Genomic DNA, 18,929 nt, shown 5'->3' on the forward strand with positions numbered 1-18,929 from the left:
TTGATGAGGAAAAAGATTACGAGCGTAAAGTTGAACTGTATAAAATAAAAAAGGTGGAATAGCTTCCACCTTTTTTGCCCCAAATCTTACCATGAACTTAACCTACTTATGCTATGGCTCTGCTAAAGTAGTTTTGACTTTATCCTATCGTACAAAAACCCGCCAATCTACTCGTTTCATCGATGAAATGCACATATTTTGCGAAATAAGAAAAAGCGAATTAATAAGCTCTTTGATTCTTCCCCTCGTAGAAATTAATGAAGGCCCTGTTTACGACTCTATTACCGCCGGGAGTTGGATAATTGCCTGTAAAATACCAATCTCCTAAATTTTTTGGACAAGACCTATGTAAATCTTCAATTGTTTGATATATAATGTCAACTTCCGCATTAATATCATCTGGGCTCAGTATCTCGGCGGTTTTCTTTGAGATTTGCTGTGCCGTAAAAGGCGCGTAGAACTCCTTTACATAGTTTACCACCTCTTTGTCCTTTGAGCTTGTTTGTGCGAGACACTTTTCATAAATCTCTTTTATGATATGGGTTGTCCCATTTTCTTTATGTAGCGCATGTGCCGCTTTAAAAGCAACAAAATCTTCCAATTTGGCCATATCGATACCATAACAATCTGGATATCTAATTTGAGGTGCTGATGAAACCACGATTATTTTCTTGGGGGATAATCGGTCTAGAATCTTAAGAATACTCTTTTTTAGCGTTGTGCCCCTAACGATACTATCATCTATAATGACAAGGTTGTCGTTCTTTTTTACAGAACCATAAGAAACATCATAAACATGGGTTACTAAATCATCCCTACTGCTATCTTGGGTAATAAAAGTTCTCAGCTTTGCATCTTTGATGGCCACCTTTTCTATTCTTGGCCTAACATCTAAAATCTCATGGAGTTCATCCCCCGTAATTTTTGTGCCCAGTGCCAATATTTGTTCTTCTTTTCTTTTATTGAGATAATTTTGGGCCTCTTTCACCATTCCATAGAACGAAGTTTCTGCGGTGTTGGGGATGTATGAAAATACGGTGTTGACCAAGTCATTATCAATGGATTTTAAAATCTGGGGGAATACCAATTTTCCCAGCATTTTTCGTTCCTGATAAATTTCTTTATCGCTTCCCCTAGAAAAATAGATGCGTTCAAAAGAACAGGCTTTTCGTTCTGTAGGTTCCAATATTTCTTCGAGATGGACGGATCCATTCTTTTTTATAATGACAGCATGCCCTGGATCTAGCTCTTTCACACTCTCGTAGGGAACATTAAAGACAGTTTGAATGACCGGCCGCTCCGATGCAACGGCCACAATTTCGTCATCCTTATAATAGTAGCCTGGCCGTATTCCGGCAGGATCTCTAAATACAAAGGCATCTCCATGCCCTAAAAGACCTGCCATGGCATAACCGCCATCCCAATTTTTGGCAGCTTTCCTTAAGATTTTGGCAACATTTAAACGCTCCGCTATTAAGGGCGAAGCCTCTCTTTTATTAAAGCCTTCCTTTTTTATTTGTTTGTATAGTTTGGCTACGGCATCGTCCAGAAAATGTCCAATTTTTTCCATGACAGTTACCGTATCTGCCATTTCCTTGGGATGCTGGCCAAGTGTAACCAAGTTGTTGAACAGTTCGTCCACGTTGGTCATATTAAAATTTCCGGCAACAATAAGATTACGGTGCATCCAATTGTTCTGTCTTAAAAAAGGATGAACACTTTCTATACTATTCTTACCAAAAGTTCCATAGCGAACGTGACCCATCAATAGCTCTCCTATATATGGAATATGTTTTTTTTGAAGGTCAACGTCATTCTCATATTCGGGATATTCTGCAAATGCAGTGTTTATTCTATTGTTTATTTGGGCAAAAATATCTTGTATTGGCTGTTGTTGTGCGGAACGTACGCGACTCATGTAACGTTCTCCCGGATTCATATCCAGCTTTATGCTTGCAAAACCAGCTCCGTCCTGACCTCTATTGTGCTGTTTTTCCATCATTAGGTACATCTTGTTGACGCCGTAGAAAGCAGTACCGTATTTTTCTTTGTAGTACTCAAGAGGTTTAAGCAAACGGATCAGTGATATTCCGCATTCGTGCTTAATAGGATCACTCATAATATCTTAAAAATAAAAAAGCCCTGAAAAATTTTCAGGGCAGGTATTTATGTTAATTCTATATTGAACTGTGTCAACTCCTTAAATTGTAATAATCGATTATCAACCTCATGCTTTTGCAGGTTGACCAACCTTTCTGTTCCAAACTTTTCTACACAAAATGAAGCTAGATTGGAACCATGTATTATTGCGTTTTTCATGCTTTCAAAAGAAATATTCTTTGCTTCGGCCAAAAAACCGGCAAAACCACCAGCAAACGTATCTCCTGCGCCGGTGGGGTCAAAAACTTCCTCCAAGGGCAAGGCCGGTGCGAAGAAAATTTGCTGCTCATTAAATAAAAGAGCCCCATGTTCCCCTTTTTTTATGACCACATATTTAGGTCCCATATCTTGTATCTTGGCAGCAGCTTTGACCAAAGAATATTCTCCTGTCAACTGGCGTGCCTCTTCATCATTTATGGTGATTACATCAATATGCTGAATAACATCCTTTAACTCGTCCAAGGTATTGTCCATCCAAAAATTCATGGTATCCAAAACTATAAGCTTTGGTCGCTCTACCATTTGATTGATTACACCCATTTGGATGGAAGGATGAAGGTTCCCTAACATGACCACATCGGCATTCTTAAAATTATCCGGAACGATAGGATTAAAATCTGCCAGCACGTTCAACTCCGTTACTAGAGTATCCCTAGAATTTAAATCGTTATGATATTTCCCTTTCCAGAAGAAAGTCTTGCCGCCTTTAACAATTTCAATTCCTGAAACGTCAACCCTGTGTTCTTCCAATATGTTTAAATAGGATTGAGGAAAATCTTCGCCAACAACAGAAACTATGGCAGAGTTTACCTTAAACTGGGAAGCAGCCAAGGAAATAAATGGCGCAGACCCCCCAACGATACTGTCGGCCTTTCCAAAAGGGGTCTCTATACTATCTATATTTACAGACCCAACAATCAAAAGTTTACCCATCAATCTTAAAATTTGCTGCAAATATACACTTTAGCGATACCATTCATAACTACATGTGCCGTATTTAGATAAAAGATGAAGAATTGATAATCGACTGCCCTATTTTCTTCCAAAATCAGCAGGAATTTCCCCCCAAGCTTTCGTTTCCCATTTTACAATGGGAGTGTTATAGCGATTTTCACGTAGCCATTTTTCTGCGCGGTCTATAAGTTCGAACACAACTTTGTTTTTGGCATTTTTCTTTAGCTTGGTACCACATTTCTTTTTTCTGACCCAACCTATGGCAATTCTGGAATCTGAGTAGAGTATGCGGGAGCTTTTATTGTTTTTTAAAAATGCTAGACCGTGCACTAGGGCCAAGAATTCTCCAATGTTGTTTGTTCCCTGTTCAAAAGGGCCTTGTTTGAACAACACTTTTTTTGATTTGGTGTCGACACCTTGGTATTCCATTTTACCCGGATTTCCACTGGATGCTGCATCAACAGAAATGGAATCATAGTTGGGTTCTCCAATTTTTAAGAGATCTTCTGCAGAAAGCTCTTTTTTGGTCTTGGATTTTCCTTTGTATTCCAAATAATTACTGTTGAAAGCCTTTTTCGCTTCTGCAAATTCTTGGAAAGATTTGTATTGAGCTCCTTTAAAGCCTTCGATTTGTGCTTTGCAATCCGCCCATTTTTCATAAATGCCCGGTCTTTTGCCTTTCCAGACTACGTAAAATTTTGGTTTATTGGCCATCTTGAAGCAATTTTTTTATAATTTTTGGAAAATGCTCATATTCAAGCTGGTGCACCTTGTCTGCTATGTCATCTACGCTATCGGTGGGGAGCACATCGATCTTTGCCTGAAAAATAATTGCTCCCTCATCATAGTTTTCATTTATATAATGGATGGTAATACCGGTTTCGGGCTCGGAATGCTTTTTTACGGCCTCGTGCACTCTAGCACCATACATGCCCTTTCCACCATATTTGGGTAATAAGGCAGGATGAATATTAATGATGGTATTCGGAAAAGCATCGACTAAGGATAACGGGATTTTCCACAAAAACCCGGCTAAAACAATCAAATCTGGATTTAGACTTTTCAGTAGTCCGATAACACTGTCCGAACGTGAAAATGCTTCCCTGTTAAAAAAAAAAGCGGGAACCGAAAGCCGTTCACAGCGTTCCAATACTTTGGCCAACTTATTATTGGTCAAAACAGCGGCTACCTCGACCGAATCATTTTCTTTAAAGTAATGAATAATGTTTTCCGCATTGGAACCACTACCAGAGGCCAGGATTACGATTCGCTTCATACTAAGGATTCTACTATACTTTTTGACTTATTCTTTAGGGCTAAAGTACTATACTCATATGTAAGATGTTTGATTTGAGACACATTTTATCGACAAATGGTGTATTTAATCTAAAGTTTTATATTTTTGCCAACGATTAAATTTTTAAAACCGATAAAATTATGTCAGACATTGCATCAAGAGTAAAGGCTATCATCGTTGATAAACTAGGTGTAGATGAGAATGAAGTTGTACCAGAAGCTAGCTTTACCAATGATTTAGGAGCGGATTCCTTGGACACTGTTGAACTTATCATGGAATTTGAGAAAGAATTCGATATCCAGATTCCGGACGATCAAGCAGAGAACATTGCAACTGTTGGTCAAGCCATTAGCTATATAGAAGAAGCGAAGTAATTTTATGATATCTTACTAACGATTATAAATTATCCATGTGATAGCTATCACATGGATAATTTTTTTTTAATTTAGGTTCCAAAGGATAAAACAAAGTTCAATGCAGTTAAAGCGAGTAGTAGTTACCGGAATGGGTGCCCTCACACCTATAGGTAACAATTTAGGGGCTTATTGGGAAGGACTAAAAAATGGTAAGAGCGGTTGTGCGCCCATTACTTATTTTGACACCGAAAAGTTTAAGACCAAATTTGCCTGCGAACTTAAAGACTATAACCCTGGAGATTTTTTTGATAGAAAAGAAGCAAGAAAGTTGGATAGGTTTGCCCAGTATGCCTTGATTTCCTCAGATGAGGCCATTGCAGATGCTAAATTAAATCTAGACGAGATAAATAAGTTACGGGTAGGTGTTATTTGGGGAGCAGGAATTGGAGGTTTGGAAACTTTTCAACAAGAAGTTTTAAACTTTGCTGATGGAGATGGAACTCCAAGGTTTAATCCGTTCTTTATCCCTAAAATGATTGCAGATATTGCACCGGCCAATATTTCCATAAAGCATGGATTTATGGGTCCAAATTATACAACGGTCTCTGCTTGTGCTTCTTCGGCAAATGCCATGTTCGATGCTTTAAATTCTATACGCCTAGGGTATTGCGATGTAATTGTTACTGGAGGAAGTGAAGCGGCGGTTACCATAGCTGGAATGGGAGGTTTCAATGCCATGCATGCATTATCAACAAGAAACGAAAGTCCAGAAACAGCTTCAAGACCATTTGATGGGACCAGAGATGGTTTCGTGTTAGGTGAAGGAGCAGGAGCATTGATTTTAGAGGAATACGAGCATGCCAAGGCAAGAGGGGCAAAAATATATGCAGAGGTTTTGGGCGGTGGACTATCCAGTGATGCCCACCATATGACCGCACCACATCCTGAAGGTATCGGTGTTGTTGAGGTAATGAAGAATTGTTTGGAAAATGCAGGACTAAAACCAGAAGATGTAGACCATATAAACACACATGGAACTTCTACACCTTTAGGAGATGTTGCCGAGCTTAAGGCCATTTCTAAAGTTTTTGGAGATCACGCTAAGAACATCAATATCAATTCTACCAAATCCATGACAGGTCACTTGTTGGGGGCTGCGGGAGCAATAGAGGCCATAGCATCCATACTGGCTGTGGAACATGGTATAGTTCCACCTACAATAAACCACAGTACCGTAGATGAAAATATAGACCCGTCCTTTAATCTAACATTAAACAAGGCACAAAAAAGGGAAATTAATGTCGCCATGAGCAATACTTTTGGTTTTGGCGGACACAATGCGTGTATTTTATTTAAAAAAATAGGGTAGTTTTATACAGATGAAATTTACTTCCAAAATATTTAATTCCCCTCCAAAAAAGGATGGGGAATTTTTTTTGGGAATGAAAAAAATTTTGGGATTTAAGCCTAAGAGCCTTAGTATCTATAAAAAGGCATTTTTGCACCGTTCAGTAAATAAAAGAGACTCGGACGGTAACCCCATGAATTATGAGCGGTTGGAGTTTTTGGGCGATTCCATGTTAGGGACAATTATTTCGAAACACCTGTATAAAGAAGTTCCCGAGGGAGATGAGGGATATCTCACCAAAATGCGCTCAAAAATTGTAAGCAGAAAACATTTGAATGCATTGGGAAAAGACCTAGAACTCTTACGGTATGTAGAGAGCCGTATACCCAAATCCCATTTTGGAGAGAATATTCATGGTAATGTTTTTGAAGCTTTGGTGGGAGCAATATATCTGGATAAAGGTTATCCCTACTGCGAAAAATTTATTCGGGAAAAGGTAATACGTCCCTATGTTGATATTGAGCAACTGGAAGGTAAAGTAATCAGTTACAAGAGCTTGGTCATAGAATGGTGCCAAAAACAGAAGAAAACATTCAATTACGATGTTTATGAAGACACGGGTAATGATGAGCTAAAACACTTTGCGGTTAAACTTAGTATTGGCGAGAAGATAATGGCCAAAGCTAGGGCTACCTCTAAAAAAAAGGCAGAAGAAAAGGCATCCAAAAGAGCATATTTTGCGTTACAGAGCAGAATTGAAAATCAGTAACTTTAAATAAAGGTAAACTCTAACGTTTTCGTAAAGCTTCGTTATGCATTGACCTAATTTCAACTAGGCTGGCAAATGTATTAGGAGTATATTTACAGTTAGTGTTAACGTCATGTCAACTACGCATAAAATATCAGCAGACTTTTATGATGACAGCTTTAAGCTCATCGCAATACATAGTAGTTTGGAAGATTATGCTATGACCTATGTGTTAAATTTTGCATGCCAACTGTACTTAAAAAGAATGAAAACGGATTTGCATTTTGAACAAAACCTTTCGTTCGCTGCATTTGAATGGGATGATGAAGTAAATGATAGGTATTGGAGCCTTATTTCCAATAAATGCAAAGTAGAGGTAAGCATGCCTTCTGAGGGTTTCTTTGAAAACAATACCTCCTTTAAAACAGGATATTTGATAAGGGAACGAAGAGAAGTTGATTATTTTTTGAAAGTCGACACTGAAAACCAATTGCTGTTTGAACAACACATAAAATTGATTAATAAAATACCTAAGGTTATTACGGCGTATTCCGTGGAAACAACAACCTTAAGATCAAAAAGAAACTTAATCTTTTAGAAATGCCAACTAGAAAGAAGACAAAAATTGTAGCGACTTTAGGTCCAGCCACCAGTAAGAGAGAAGTCCTTAAAGAAATGATGTTGAAAGGGGTAGATGTGTTCAGGATAAATTTTTCGCATGCTTCCTATGACGATGTTACAGAGCGTGTTCAAATGATACGTGATCTAAATGCTGAACTGGAAGTCAATACTTCCATACTTGCTGATTTACAGGGCCCAAAACTTAGGGTAGGAGTTATGGGGGGCGAAGCTGTTGTGGCCCCTGGAGATGAAATTACTTTTGCCACTGGCGAACCTTTTGAAGGAAGTGCAGAGCGTGTCTATATGAATTACAAAAGTTTTCCCCAAGATGTAAAACAGGGAGAACGTATTTTATTGGACGATGGAAAACTCATTTTTGAAGTGAAATCAACCAATGGTAAAGATGAGGTAACGGCTACAGTGGTACAAGGTGGACCTTTAAAGTCCAAGAAGGGGGTTAATCTGCCCAATACTGCAATATCATTACCGGCTTTAACGGAGAAAGATATCAAAGATGCCATTTTTGCTGTAGGATTGGAAGTGGATTGGATAGCGTTATCCTTTGTGCGCCACAGTCAAGACTTATTGGATCTGCAGAACTTAATCAATAAACACTCCGAGCACAAGATTCCCATCGTTGCCAAAATAGAGAAGCCCGAAGCAGTTGATAATATTGATAAAATTGTTGCTTATTGCGACGGTTTAATGGTAGCTCGTGGAGATTTAGGCGTTGAGGTTCCTGCACATGAAGTGCCACTTATTCAGAAAAAACTAGTATTACGTGCCAAAAAAGCACGAATTCCCGTTATTATTGCTACCCAGATGATGGAAACCATGATAACGAGTCTAACACCAACAAGGGCAGAGGTAAACGATGTCGCCAACTCTGTAATGGACGGGGCAGATGCGGTAATGCTTTCTGGAGAGACCTCCGTAGGGAACTATCCCGTTCAGGTCATAGAAAAGATGACCAGTATCTTGGTCAGCGTAGAAAGCTCTAACCTTATCAACGTTCCGCAAACACCACCCCATATCCGTACAAAAAGGTACATTACAAAATCTGTATGCTATCATGCTGCAACAATGGCCAATGAAATTCAGGCACAGGCCATTTCAACGTTGACCAATAGTGGATATACAGCGTTTCAGATATCTGCATGGAGACCAAGTGCCCATATTCTTGTGTTCACGTCCAACAAAAGAATTTTGACCCAGTTAAACTTACTTTGGGGCGTAAAATCCTTTTACTACGACAAATATGTTTCTACGGATGAAACTATAGAAGATGTAAACCAAATCGCTTGTAAGAAAGGGTTTTTAGATGTAGGGGATATGCTTATTAGTCTGGCTGCCATGCCCATAAAGGACAAAGGTATGGTGAATACATTGCGTGTTACGGAAATAGAAACGTGTAGCTTTTAAGCTACTTCTTTTTCAAATGCAATAAAATTGACAACTTTTCCGCTGATGTCAAAAACCGGAGACCCTTTGATCCAACATTTATAGATAGATCCGTTTTTTCTATAGTTGGTGATAACAGCTTCGAACTCTCGTTGCTCTCTTATGGCATCAGAAACCTTTTTGGTGGTTTCTTTACAGGTAGCCTCACCTTGGAACATTTTTGGTTTTTGTCCAATGACCTCGTTTGGTTGGTATCCGTTCATTAAATAGATATTTTGGGAGGCATAGACAATGTTTAACTTGGTGTCCGTTACGACAACAACATGCTCTTTATCCAGAATTTCGTTTCGGAATGGCACATCGTTTCTCCATTTTGAGGTCTTGGCCAAATCACCCAAACTTTTTACATCTTGGAGGTTTTTACAGACTTTGCTAAAATGTTGTGCATATATATCGAGAGAACTTATAGGGTAGCTTATTATTTCTTTGTCACGATAAAAATTACTTATCGCTTCATCATAAAATCTTGTCTTTTCCATGCTCAATACTATTAAAAGTTTTAGTAGCAGTAAAATCTGATGAGAACATTAACACTCTTGTTTAATAAATAGCCTAGAATGTGTTTTAAAAAAGATGTAAGTATAAACAAGAATTGTGGACTAATTTCCAGAATTAGGTGTACTATACCTACAAATCAAAGCATTACGGTTGGATGAAATATGAATATAAGGACTCAAAATTAGGAGCTATTTTAGGATTGACAAGTGATATTAAAAATGATTACCAACGTTTCACTTCGACCTTTAATACCATTAAATTTTTATGGAATAGAAACAATGAACCCCTTATTATCGATGTAGATGATATAGAAATTCGACTACTGCCCAACCAAATAGTTACCGTTACTTATTTGCAAAACGTATCTTTTTCCAAGACCAGGTTACCCTTATCATCCATTCTTTTTAATAGGGAGTTCTATTGTATTTCTGATCACGATAGTGAGGTTTCCTGTAACGGCATCCTTTTTTTTGGCACCCAGGATTTGCCCATAATCACGATTGAGGGCGATCAGCTAAGAAAGTTCAATATTTGGTATGATGTTTTTGTAGATGAGTTCTCTACTCCAGATACCATACAGGGTGATATGCTACAAATGCTCTTGAAGCGACTGATCATTATGAGTACACGTCTGGCCAAGGAACAACTTATTGTGAAAGCACTCGATAATGATCAGATAGACACTATACGGAAATTCAATTTTTTGGTAGACATACATTACAAGACCAAACGAAAAGTGAGCGATTATGCCGAAATGCTCTATAAATCTCCAAAAACATTGTCCAATCTTTTTTCGATCTATAATCAAAAATCTCCGCAGCAGATTATTTTACAACGCTTGGTTTTGGAAGCAAAGCGCCTTATTCACTTCACCGATAAACAAAACCAAGAGATTGCCTATGATCTGGGGTTTAACGATCCAGCACATTTTAGTCGTTTCTTTAAAAAAATGACCCAGATGACACCTTCCGAGTATAGAGAAAACCTCACTTTGACCGCCTAAAGGAAATTTGGGCAAGTAGTCGGGAAATCGCTGCTAACACCTCCTTTCTTTTTAGCTACATCTTTGTCCTATAATTAAAGAAGTAGTAAAATGAAAGCAACAGAAAAATCAATATTCAATCTCATAGCGATTTTTTCAAATCACAAAAGACAGGTAATGTCACCTGTTATATCTGCTGCACATTGCGAGCAGAAACACCACCACGATTTTTATTGTGATGCGGAAAAGCCGTTCATCACAAATTCTTAATCCATATCTAATAATCTTTTAAATAAAATTGAAAATTATGAGCACATTCAATGTACCTCAAAAAGAAGAAGTAAACACTACCAATCAGGCAATTTTTGATAGCTTGCAAGAAGCTTTGGGCTTTGTTCCAAATCTATACGCTACCTATGCCCACTCAGAAAATGCACTACAGAACTACCTAAACTTTGCCAATGCTAAAACATCTTTAAAAGCAAAGGAAAAAGAGGCAGTTAATTTGGCCGTGAGCCAAGTCAATAACTGTATCTATTGTTTGTCGGCACATACTGCAATAGGTAAGATGAACGGTTTTACCGAAGATCAAATCTTAGAATTGAGAGCAGGAAAAGCATCTTTTGATAACAGGTTGGATGCGCTGGCACGATTGGCAAGAAACATTACGGAAAATAGAGGGGCAACGGACAACGATGTACTGAACAACTTCTTTGAAGCTGGCTGGACCAAGGAGAACTTGATAGATACCATAGTTCTTGTAGGAGACAAAACCATATCAAACTATGTACACAGTACAACTAAAGTACCCGTTGACTTTCCAGTGGCAAAACCTCTAGAAGCTGTAGAAGCATAATTAATAAACCATAATAAATTAAAAATTACAAAAATGAAAAAAGTAGTAGCAATTTTAGTATTGGCCGTAGGAACTGTATTTACAGTTAGTGCCCAGGACAAGATGATGAAGGATAAAATGATGAAAGATGCTCCAGTAAAAACCATTGCATTGGAACAAACTTCTGGTGAGTTTACTCAAAAACAGATAACGGTATCCGAAGGAACCTATGTTTTTGATATTGCAAACAATGATGTAGGGCACGATGTAGGCTTTGTTCTGGTAAAAAAGGGAAAGGATGTCAGTAAACCTGAAAACCACATTAAGACGGCATATGTTACCCAGCCTGTTAAAACAGGTGCGTCGCAAACTTCAAAACCCACGAAGTTAAGTAAAGGTGAGTATGTATACTTCTGTCCTTTAAACCCAACAGCAACGGACAACACTTTAATAGTAAAGTAGTATCTAAAATAACTTAGGATAACGCCTAAAGAGCAAATGTAATTGTCATATTGAGCTTGTCGAAATACCTTGTGTGTTGGTCATCAACAATCGGTTTCGACAAGTTCGACCAGACAACTTAAAACGAAAGCTCTTTAGGCGTTTTTTTGTTTTAAACCAATTGAAAATTGCTAAAAATAGAGGGCGCTATGTTTCTGGACATAAAAATGGGCCAATCATTTTTAAATAGATGACTTTCTGTGATGGCACTTTCGTATAGTAAGTAAAGTCCACCAGATATTTTTTCGGTTTCGGCCTTTGATACGTTGATAACGTTATCCTTTACAAGACCACCTAAATACGACAATAATTCTGTCTTTTGTTTTTGGATTGCGTTAAATATGTTTTTTTGATTTGGTGAAAGTTCACCCAAGGTTTTCAAGCCCCAACATCCATAAAAGTCTCCTTCCCGGTACATATCTATCAAGAAATCAAAAATGGCCAACAATTGGTTTTTCCCTTTCTTCCTTTTTGCTACATAGTCTTTCAATGATACTAGAAAGGTATCATGGCGTTGTTGTAAGTAAGCCAGGCAAATAGCTTCTTTAGACCTAAAATGGCTGTACAATGTTGCTTTTGCAATACCACATTTGGCTATGATTTCATTAACGCCTGAACTATTGTATCCGTTAGTATAAAAGAGCTCACCAGCAACTGTAATGATTTTTTGATGGATTGGGTTTTTTTCCATAGAGTAAATATACGAAAAGACTGGTCTGTCTGTTTGTTCTTTATGCAAAATGTACTTTTGACGTCTTTGCAGAAGCGTGTAAACTCGTTGTAGAGTGAGATTTTAGTGCTAAGTTTTAATCTTTTTTTAGCGTTTAAAATTCATGGATTAAAGCATTTCCTGACTAATTTTGCATTTCAAAAAAATCTATGATCATAGATTTAATCACTGCTATGCTTTGGAGTTTGTCCCCCTTTGGAGAAGCCAAGGTGGGAATACCCTATGGTATTATGAAAGGGTTGAACAGCTATCTGGTTTTTATTGCATGCTTTTTGGCAAATGTAGCCGTGTTTCCGATAATGATGTTTTTTTTGGAAAACATCAACCGTTATCTGACCAAATGGCGTTTTTACAAGAAATCTGCACTATTTGTTGCTCGGAGGGCAAAAACAGGCTCTGGCACCAAGATTCAAAAATTTGGATTTCTGGGACTGGTTTTTTTCGTAATGATCCCCCTGCCAGGTACAGGTGTATACGCGGGGAGCATAGCTTCATATCTTTTTAAGATTGAAAAGAAAAAAGCATTCTTTGCCAATGCCATAGGTATTTTTCTCTCATCCGTGATTATTTGGACATTGACAGTTTCTGTAGAAGGGCTATAATCTTAGACGTCGACTTTAAAAATCGAACTTGAGTTGCACGGATACGGATTCCTTCTCCTTCTCAGGCTGCTCTTTCCTCTTTTTTTCCGTATTCAGATTTGCCAGTGAAATCCCCAATAGGCGAACCGAATTTTCCAATGTGGATTGATATAACAACTCTTTGGCAGTTTCAAGAATCAGCCCTTTATTGGCGACATAATACGGAAGTGTTTTGCTCCGGGTTTGAAGCGTAAAATCGCTATATTTAATTTTTAAAGTAACGGTTTTTCCAGCAATTTTGGATTTTTGAAGGCGTCTCTCAAGTTCAGCAGCAATGTTCTCCAAGCGTTCCAGCATAAAAATTTCACTACTTAGATTTTCGCTAAATGTGCGTTCGGCGCCAACGGATTTTGGAATGCGGTGTGGTTTTACCTCACTGTTATGGATGCCTCGTACCACGTAATAATAGTACTTTCCGCTTTTCCCAAAATTGTTGTCCAAGAACTCCAAGGATCGTTGCTTTAGGTCCTGTCCCGTAAAAATGCCCAGTTTGTACATTTTTTCTGTGGTCACTTTTCCCACCCCATAGAATTTTCGGATATCCAAATCTTCCAAGAACTGGATTACTTCTTCAGGGTTTACGGTTTTCTGGCCGTTGGGCTTGTTGTAATCACTGGCGACTTTTGCAATGAATTTATTTATGGAGATTCCAGCAGAAGCGGTGAGTCCGGTTTTCCCCAAGATTTTTTTGCGAATTTCCTTTGCAATGAGTGTTGCGGAGGGATTCCCTTTTTTGTTTTGGGTAACATCAAGATAAGCTTCGTCCAAAGAAAGCGGCTCTACTAAATCGGTATACTCAAAAAAAATACTCCGTACCTGTTGCGAAACCTCTTTGTAACGGTCAAAACGGGGCTTTACAAAAATTAAATCGGGACAATTGCGCTGGGCAATATAGCCGCTCATGGCACTGCGAACTCCAAACTTTCTGGCTTCGTAGCTTGCCGCCGATACCACGCCTCGTTTAGAACCTCCACCAACGGCGACAGGCTTTCCTTTTAGCTCGGGATTGTCGTGCTGTTCCACGGAAGCGTAGAATGCATCCATATCCACATGAATGATTTTTCGTAAGGGAAAATCAAAGTCCATACTCAAATTTAGGGTATATTTAGTTGTATGGAACACTTAGAAATTGAACGTAAGTTTTTGGTTAAGTCAAGCGCATATAAAAATGAGGCGGTTTCAGAGACCCGAATTGTCCAAGGATTTTTGAATACGGATCCTAAGCGTACCGTTCGTGTTAGGATAAAGGGAGATAAAGGTTTTTTGACCGTTAAGGGCGAAAGCAACCGATCTGGCACAACGCGGTTTGAATGGGAAATAGAAATCAATGTATCCGAAGCCACCAATCTAATCGACCTCTGTGAAGAAGTTATCCTTGAAAAAACCCGATTTGAAGTGCCTTTTGAAGGATATATTTTTGAAGTAGATGAGTTTTTAGGGGAAAACAAAGGTTTGGTGCTGGCCGAAGTGGAGCTACAACATGAGGACGAAGTTTTTTCCAAGCCAATTTGGCTTGGACAAGAAGTTACGGGAGAAATAAAATATTACAATTCGCAATTGTCAAAGCACCCTTTTAAGATATGGAATGATTGAAAAAATAACCGAGGTGGTCATATATTTTAGTCCAAGATTACATGATGCCTATCAAGCTTGAACTATATCCTGAAAATTTTTAATAAGTTTAAACCGTAGTTCTCATTAACGTCCTATTTAGTCATAAAATCAAGAATAGGTATGATATTGCCAACAGGTGAATTTCCAATGGAAAAGTATTACATTTAGGTATGGAAAGATGGTTATATGGCATGTACCGTATATCTACATAGTTAGCTGTAATTTAAAACAACTTTATAAACTAAATGAAGAATAGCCTAAAAGGCCATAGAAAGCTTAGAAAAATTACTCAAGAAGAGTTGTCAAAATCTTCTGGAATATCAATTAGGACTATTCAACGAATCGAAAAAGGACTGTCCACAGGTAGTTCTTACACCATCAAAACTTTAGCTAGAACTTTATCTATTGAAAGCTCCGATATAATTTATGAAGAAAGTAAACCCACATTAGATGAGAAAAAAAACGTAAGTATATTAAAACTTATGAATTTTAGTGTTCTGACAATGTTTTTAGTCCCATTTGGCAATATCGTTTTTCCAGCAATCATATTATTTAATAATAGAAGTGACGTCAAGGTAAAAACCATAGGAAAGAGAATATTAAATTTTCAAATATTAAGTATGTTAATACTCCCTTTTGTCCTAGTTCTTTTATTCCTTCTTATTGGAAAAGGATATGCAGGATTGCCCTTGACATTTATATTGTCATATCTAAGCTATGGTTTAGCAAATATTATCATTACAATACATACATCAATCCAAATAAATGAGGAAAAGGAAGTGCTATGCTTCGTTCCCAAAATTCTTTAAAACCAGCATTTGTCATACAAATGACATTAAAATGACATATGTCATTTTCAACTATCACTATTTATTCCAATAATTTTGCTTCAAACCATATACAAGAGTTAATTGTAATTTGGAATAAACACAAATCATATATGAGAAGTACGAATAAAATAATTCTGAGCATTTTATTTCTAATTGTTTATAATTCGTCGAATTATGCCCAAAATAACGATGACAAATTAGTTATTGTAGATGGTAAAAAAATGAACTACAAAACTACCCATCTTGAAAACAGAAAAGACGGCTCGCCAATTCTTGTCTTCGAATCAGGATTAGGTGGCGGAACTTTTGACCCAATTCTTCCATTTCTTCCAAGCAATGTATCCAGCATTCAATATGCGAGAAACGGAATTGGAAAGTCAGAAATTGATTTAGAAATAACATCTGATTCTCAACTCGTCCAACGTCTTCATAATTTGCTTTTGACGTTAAATATTAAACCACCATATTTATTGGTCGGACACTCTATAGGCGGACCCTACATAAGATTATTTGCTTCTAAATTTCCAAATGAAGTTTCGGGGCTCGTCTTCTCTGACCCAACCGACTTTATGTTAACTGCTAAAGAGAATGAAAAAGCGAGAATAAAATCTGAAAGTGATACTGGATATCAAGAAACCTTTTTGCTAATTCCGAAAATAATGTCCGAAAATGAGGGGTTTAGTCAGGACGCACGAAATGATGCGACGAGAGCATTAAAGGCAAACAAACTAGGCTATTTTCACGAATATCAAAATTTACCCGAATTAAAAAATAACATTGCTACAACGGTTATCATTTCATATAACAAAAATATTGAACAATCCGATAAGGAATTAAATGAAAGCCATAATCTCGGAATTAACTTTAAACCATTTTGGAAAGAATATGATAATTTGAGAATACAACATTTTTCTGAGTTGATAAAGGAAAATGACAACAGTATGATTATTTTACTTCCAAAATATAGTCACGGAATTCATTATCAAAATCCGGAATTAGTGGCTAAACTGATAATGGAAAATTATAATAGTTTTAATAAAATCGATGAATAAAAACTACAGCTAACATTGCCTATAGCAAATAGGGCATAAAGCGTTATATTTAAAGGCTTGGGCTTGTTTACTTAGTCCGCCAAATCTTTTGGATTTGGCAATTAAAAAAGAAAAGATAATTACAAAACAAAAAGCTCTGGCTCGCAGACCAGACGGAAACGAAAAGTTTCCTTGCCTGCCCTACTTGCCATAGCCGAACCGTTGTGCGTCATTTTGAGAAACCTAAACAAATGAATGAGTTTAATTGATTTTCAACACTTACATCAGCAAATAAAAAATAAGCTGTTCGAAATATCTTATAAAATAGATTGTTTCAATCAATCTGGTGATACTGACATAAGCAGATATGCAGAGACTTATTTTAAAGGAATATTTAATATAGTCTACAAAAAGGACAACTGGAATTTTTCAAAATCACAAAAAATAAATCAAGACACATATGATTTATTTGACGAGAAAAATAAAATCTGTATTCAAATCACATCAAATAAAAGGCAGAGCAAAAAAGACAAAACTATTCAACAGTTTGAGAATAAGCATTATCAAAACGGATTTAATACATTAATAATATTATTTACAACTCAATCAAAACCAAAAAAGAATAAAAATCCCATCAACTTTGATTATCAAGATTTCAACATTATAGAGTTTTGCGGTTTAATAGAAGATAAATGTGAACAAACAGAATTGTTAAAAATTAGGGACATATTATTGAATAATAACGAGCTTCCAAGAAACAGGAATAAAACCGCTAAAAAATCTCAAAACAAAAAAGTGTCTCAAAGAGAGTTTTTGAGAAGAAAAAAAATTGAAAAAGAGCTAATCAAAGAATTACTGATAGAAGATTTTTGGGATAAGATTGACAGAGAAGAACTAGCAAAATTACCAATTCATAAGTTTAAAGATTCTCGATTTATTTTACGCTCGATTTCGGATGAATCTTACCCAAATGTTGACGAAAATTCAAAATGGTCGAGAACATTTATGTACGATTTCTACGAAAAGGGAATACTTATTTGGCTTGATGCAGTTTCTGGTACTGAAGCATTAGTCAATGAAAATATGGAATGGTATATATTAGAATATGGAGAGAAAAATAAAGAATTCGAAAAAGGCTTTCAAAGAGTAAAAATTCGAATTTTAGGAGAATTACCATTCAAAAATATTGTTTATTGGGAAGATGGGGATGCTTATTATAATGATTACCATTTATTTTGTAAATATGATGGAATTGATGAAACACCATTTGACAAAATAGTTTACCGATTTGAAAATACTCTCGGATATTTTTGGAGAGAATTGGATATTGATAAAAGAATTAAATAAAAAACGAACAAACAATAAAACTTAATTTATAAGATTCAATGTCTTACTTTCTCTTTGTTGTCGAATAAAATTTCTGCTTAAATTCACTAATCTCATCTTTCAATTTTTTATTCGCATTATTAAGCAGTTCATTTTGGACTTTCATTATGGCTAAAAGGTCATTCATTGCATTTAAATTCTCTAATTGAGTAAAAACTATTCTTTCCAAGTCTGCTTTTGTATATCTATTCATAATTAAAAAATTACACATTAGTATTGATTTTCTATACAAATGTATACAAAGTACATCCAAATTAAAAACAAAAGTTTAGATTTTTTATACAAGTAGAGTTATTATATATATTTATGTCTATAAATTTGATATAATAATGACAGAATTAGGATTGTATCTAACTAAAAAATCAATTAACAAAGCAGAAGTTTCAAGGAGAACAGGAATAAGTAAATCCCGATTAAGTCAATTAAGTGGGAATAAGTCTACTAAACTTCGAGCTGATGAATTGTATCTAATTGCATTAGCGATTGACATTGAACCTTGTGAAGTTTTTGAAGAGGTTTGTGGACACTTGGATTTGAAAAATAAAGAATAAACGAACGCACAACAAAGTATAAAATTAATTGCTAGTACAGGTCTACTTAGGAAAATCATCAAGGATTTTCTAGTCAGTTTGTATTAGCTAAGTTAATTGTCCAAAACACGCAACTAATCTTATACGAAGCCGTTGCCATTCATTGAAAAAAACCTCTGAGAACTAATTAAACTTTACTTTTATGACAAACAAAAGCAAGAAAACTTTATTCCTTATGTCGGGAATTTTAACGGGAATAGTATTTATTAGCTCAATTTTAGATTCTGAACCTGGCTCATTATTCGGAAGTATATGGCTTTTTAGATTAGGATGGCTAATTATGGCTGTATCATCTTTTTTAAGCTATTACAATATAAAGAAGTCAGAAAGAAAGTCTGATTAAACT

The 18,929-nt window shown here is 36.5% G+C and carries 21 protein-coding genes; 14 read left to right on the plus strand and 7 right to left on the minus strand.

Going from position 1 to position 18,929, the window contains the following annotated elements; translation table 11 throughout:
* Nucleotides 1-220: 220 nt before the first annotated feature.
* The 4 genes from LV716_RS08565 to purN all read right to left on the minus strand — a co-directional run bounded on the left by LV716_RS08565 (nucleotide 221) and on the right by purN (nucleotide 4,390).
* Complete coding sequence (locus LV716_RS08565; RefSeq protein ID WP_163417329.1) at nucleotides 221-2,119, minus strand: amidophosphoribosyltransferase; 1,899 nt, start codon at nucleotides 2,117-2,119, stop codon at nucleotides 221-223.
* Between the two features lie 47 nt (nucleotides 2,120-2,166).
* Nucleotides 2,167-3,093 carry a PfkB family carbohydrate kinase gene (locus tag LV716_RS08570; protein ID WP_163417330.1) on the minus strand — a complete coding sequence of 309 codons (927 nt, stop codon included), beginning with the start codon at nucleotides 3,091-3,093 and terminating at the stop codon, nucleotides 2,167-2,169.
* Between the two features lie 99 nt (nucleotides 3,094-3,192).
* Nucleotides 3,193-3,828, minus strand: a complete 636-nt coding sequence (locus LV716_RS08575; protein ID WP_163417331.1) for a viroplasmin family protein — start codon at nucleotides 3,826-3,828, stop codon at nucleotides 3,193-3,195.
* A complete protein-coding gene (gene purN, locus LV716_RS08580) occupies nucleotides 3,818-4,390 on the minus strand; it encodes a phosphoribosylglycinamide formyltransferase (protein ID WP_163417332.1) in 573 nt (190 codons plus the stop codon). The genes LV716_RS08575 and purN overlap by 11 nt, the downstream gene beginning before the upstream one ends.
* A gap of 161 nt (nucleotides 4,391-4,551) precedes the next feature.
* Between purN and LV716_RS08585 the strand changes: the two genes are divergently transcribed.
* From LV716_RS08585 to pyk, 5 genes are all read left to right on the plus strand, one after another.
* Entirely contained in the window at nucleotides 4,552-4,785 is a 234-nt protein-coding gene (locus LV716_RS08585; RefSeq protein ID WP_010519573.1) for an acyl carrier protein, read from the plus strand.
* A 100-nt stretch (nucleotides 4,786-4,885) separates the two neighbouring features.
* The gene (fabF, locus tag LV716_RS08590) at nucleotides 4,886-6,136 is read left to right on the plus strand and encodes a beta-ketoacyl-ACP synthase II (RefSeq protein ID WP_163417333.1); all 1,251 of its coding nucleotides are present in this window, start codon (nucleotides 4,886-4,888) and stop codon (nucleotides 6,134-6,136) included.
* Nucleotides 6,137-6,146: 10 nt separating this feature from the next.
* On the plus strand, nucleotides 6,147-6,884 hold the full coding sequence (gene rnc, locus LV716_RS08595; RefSeq protein WP_163417334.1) for a ribonuclease III: 738 nt from the start codon (nucleotides 6,147-6,149) through the stop codon (nucleotides 6,882-6,884).
* 112 nt (nucleotides 6,885-6,996) lie between these two features.
* On the plus strand, nucleotides 6,997-7,461 hold the full coding sequence (locus LV716_RS08600; protein WP_163417335.1) for an IPExxxVDY family protein: 465 nt from the start codon (nucleotides 6,997-6,999) through the stop codon (nucleotides 7,459-7,461).
* Between the two features lie 2 nt (nucleotides 7,462-7,463).
* Nucleotides 7,464-8,906 (plus strand): pyruvate kinase, encoded by a 1,443-nt coding sequence (gene pyk, locus LV716_RS08605; protein WP_163417336.1) that lies wholly within the window; start codon nucleotides 7,464-7,466, stop codon nucleotides 8,904-8,906.
* Here pyk and LV716_RS08610 read toward each other — a convergent pair.
* Nucleotides 8,903-9,424: a PAS domain-containing protein gene (locus LV716_RS08610; protein ID WP_163417337.1), complete on the minus strand. Its 522-nt coding sequence runs from the start codon at nucleotides 9,422-9,424 to the stop codon at nucleotides 8,903-8,905. The genes pyk and LV716_RS08610 overlap by 4 nt on opposite strands.
* A 173-nt stretch (nucleotides 9,425-9,597) precedes the next feature.
* Between LV716_RS08610 and LV716_RS08615 the strand changes: the two genes are divergently transcribed.
* The 3 genes from LV716_RS08615 to LV716_RS08625 all read left to right on the plus strand — a co-directional run bounded on the left by LV716_RS08615 (nucleotide 9,598) and on the right by LV716_RS08625 (nucleotide 11,722).
* Nucleotides 9,598-10,446, plus strand: a complete 849-nt coding sequence (locus LV716_RS08615; protein WP_163417338.1) for a helix-turn-helix domain-containing protein — start codon at nucleotides 9,598-9,600, stop codon at nucleotides 10,444-10,446.
* Between the two features lie 286 nt (nucleotides 10,447-10,732).
* Nucleotides 10,733-11,281, plus strand: a complete 549-nt coding sequence (locus LV716_RS08620) for a carboxymuconolactone decarboxylase family protein (RefSeq protein ID WP_163417339.1) — start codon at nucleotides 10,733-10,735, stop codon at nucleotides 11,279-11,281.
* 33 nt (nucleotides 11,282-11,314) lie between these two features.
* Nucleotides 11,315-11,722, plus strand: a complete 408-nt coding sequence (locus LV716_RS08625) for a plastocyanin/azurin family copper-binding protein (protein WP_163417340.1) — start codon at nucleotides 11,315-11,317, stop codon at nucleotides 11,720-11,722.
* Nucleotides 11,723-11,873: 151 nt separating this feature from the next.
* Here the strand turns inward: LV716_RS08625 and LV716_RS08630 are convergent, their stop codons facing one another.
* The gene (locus tag LV716_RS08630) at nucleotides 11,874-12,452 is read right to left on the minus strand and encodes a TetR/AcrR family transcriptional regulator (RefSeq protein WP_163417341.1); all 579 of its coding nucleotides are present in this window, start codon (nucleotides 12,450-12,452) and stop codon (nucleotides 11,874-11,876) included.
* A 188-nt stretch (nucleotides 12,453-12,640) separates the two neighbouring features.
* On the opposite strand from LV716_RS08630, the gene LV716_RS08635 reads away from it, so the two are divergent.
* On the plus strand, nucleotides 12,641-13,093 hold the full coding sequence (locus LV716_RS08635; protein WP_163417342.1) for a small multi-drug export protein: 453 nt from the start codon (nucleotides 12,641-12,643) through the stop codon (nucleotides 13,091-13,093).
* Nucleotides 13,094-13,108: 15 nt separating this feature from the next.
* Here the strand turns inward: LV716_RS08635 and dinB are convergent, their stop codons facing one another.
* A complete protein-coding gene (dinB, locus tag LV716_RS08640) occupies nucleotides 13,109-14,218 on the minus strand; it encodes a DNA polymerase IV (protein WP_163417343.1) in 1,110 nt (369 codons plus the stop codon).
* Between the two features lie 27 nt (nucleotides 14,219-14,245).
* On the opposite strand from dinB, the gene LV716_RS08645 reads away from it, so the two are divergent.
* The 5 genes from LV716_RS08645 (at nucleotide 14,246) to LV716_RS08665 (ending at nucleotide 18,544) form a co-directional block, all read left to right on the plus strand.
* A complete protein-coding gene (locus tag LV716_RS08645) occupies nucleotides 14,246-14,725 on the plus strand; it encodes a CYTH domain-containing protein (RefSeq protein WP_163417344.1) in 480 nt (159 codons plus the stop codon).
* A 266-nt stretch (nucleotides 14,726-14,991) separates the two neighbouring features.
* On the plus strand, nucleotides 14,992-15,555 hold the full coding sequence (locus tag LV716_RS08650; protein ID WP_163417345.1) for a DUF4870 domain-containing protein: 564 nt from the start codon (nucleotides 14,992-14,994) through the stop codon (nucleotides 15,553-15,555).
* A gap of 131 nt (nucleotides 15,556-15,686) precedes the next feature.
* Nucleotides 15,687-16,628 (plus strand): alpha/beta fold hydrolase, encoded by a 942-nt coding sequence (locus LV716_RS08655; protein ID WP_163417346.1) that lies wholly within the window; start codon nucleotides 15,687-15,689, stop codon nucleotides 16,626-16,628.
* A gap of 234 nt (nucleotides 16,629-16,862) precedes the next feature.
* Nucleotides 16,863-17,954, plus strand: coding sequence for an SMEK domain-containing protein (locus LV716_RS08660; RefSeq protein WP_163417347.1), 1,092 nt, complete (start codon nucleotides 16,863-16,865; stop codon nucleotides 17,952-17,954).
* A 368-nt stretch (nucleotides 17,955-18,322) separates the two neighbouring features.
* On the plus strand, nucleotides 18,323-18,544 hold the full coding sequence (locus LV716_RS08665) for a helix-turn-helix transcriptional regulator (RefSeq protein WP_163417348.1): 222 nt from the start codon (nucleotides 18,323-18,325) through the stop codon (nucleotides 18,542-18,544).
* The last annotated feature ends 385 nt before the right edge of the window (nucleotides 18,545-18,929 follow it).

Origin of the sequence: Flagellimonas sp. HMM57, from assembly GCF_021390175.1 — a bacterium.
In the GTDB taxonomy this organism is placed as follows: Bacteria; Bacteroidota; Bacteroidia; order Flavobacteriales; family Flavobacteriaceae; genus Flagellimonas.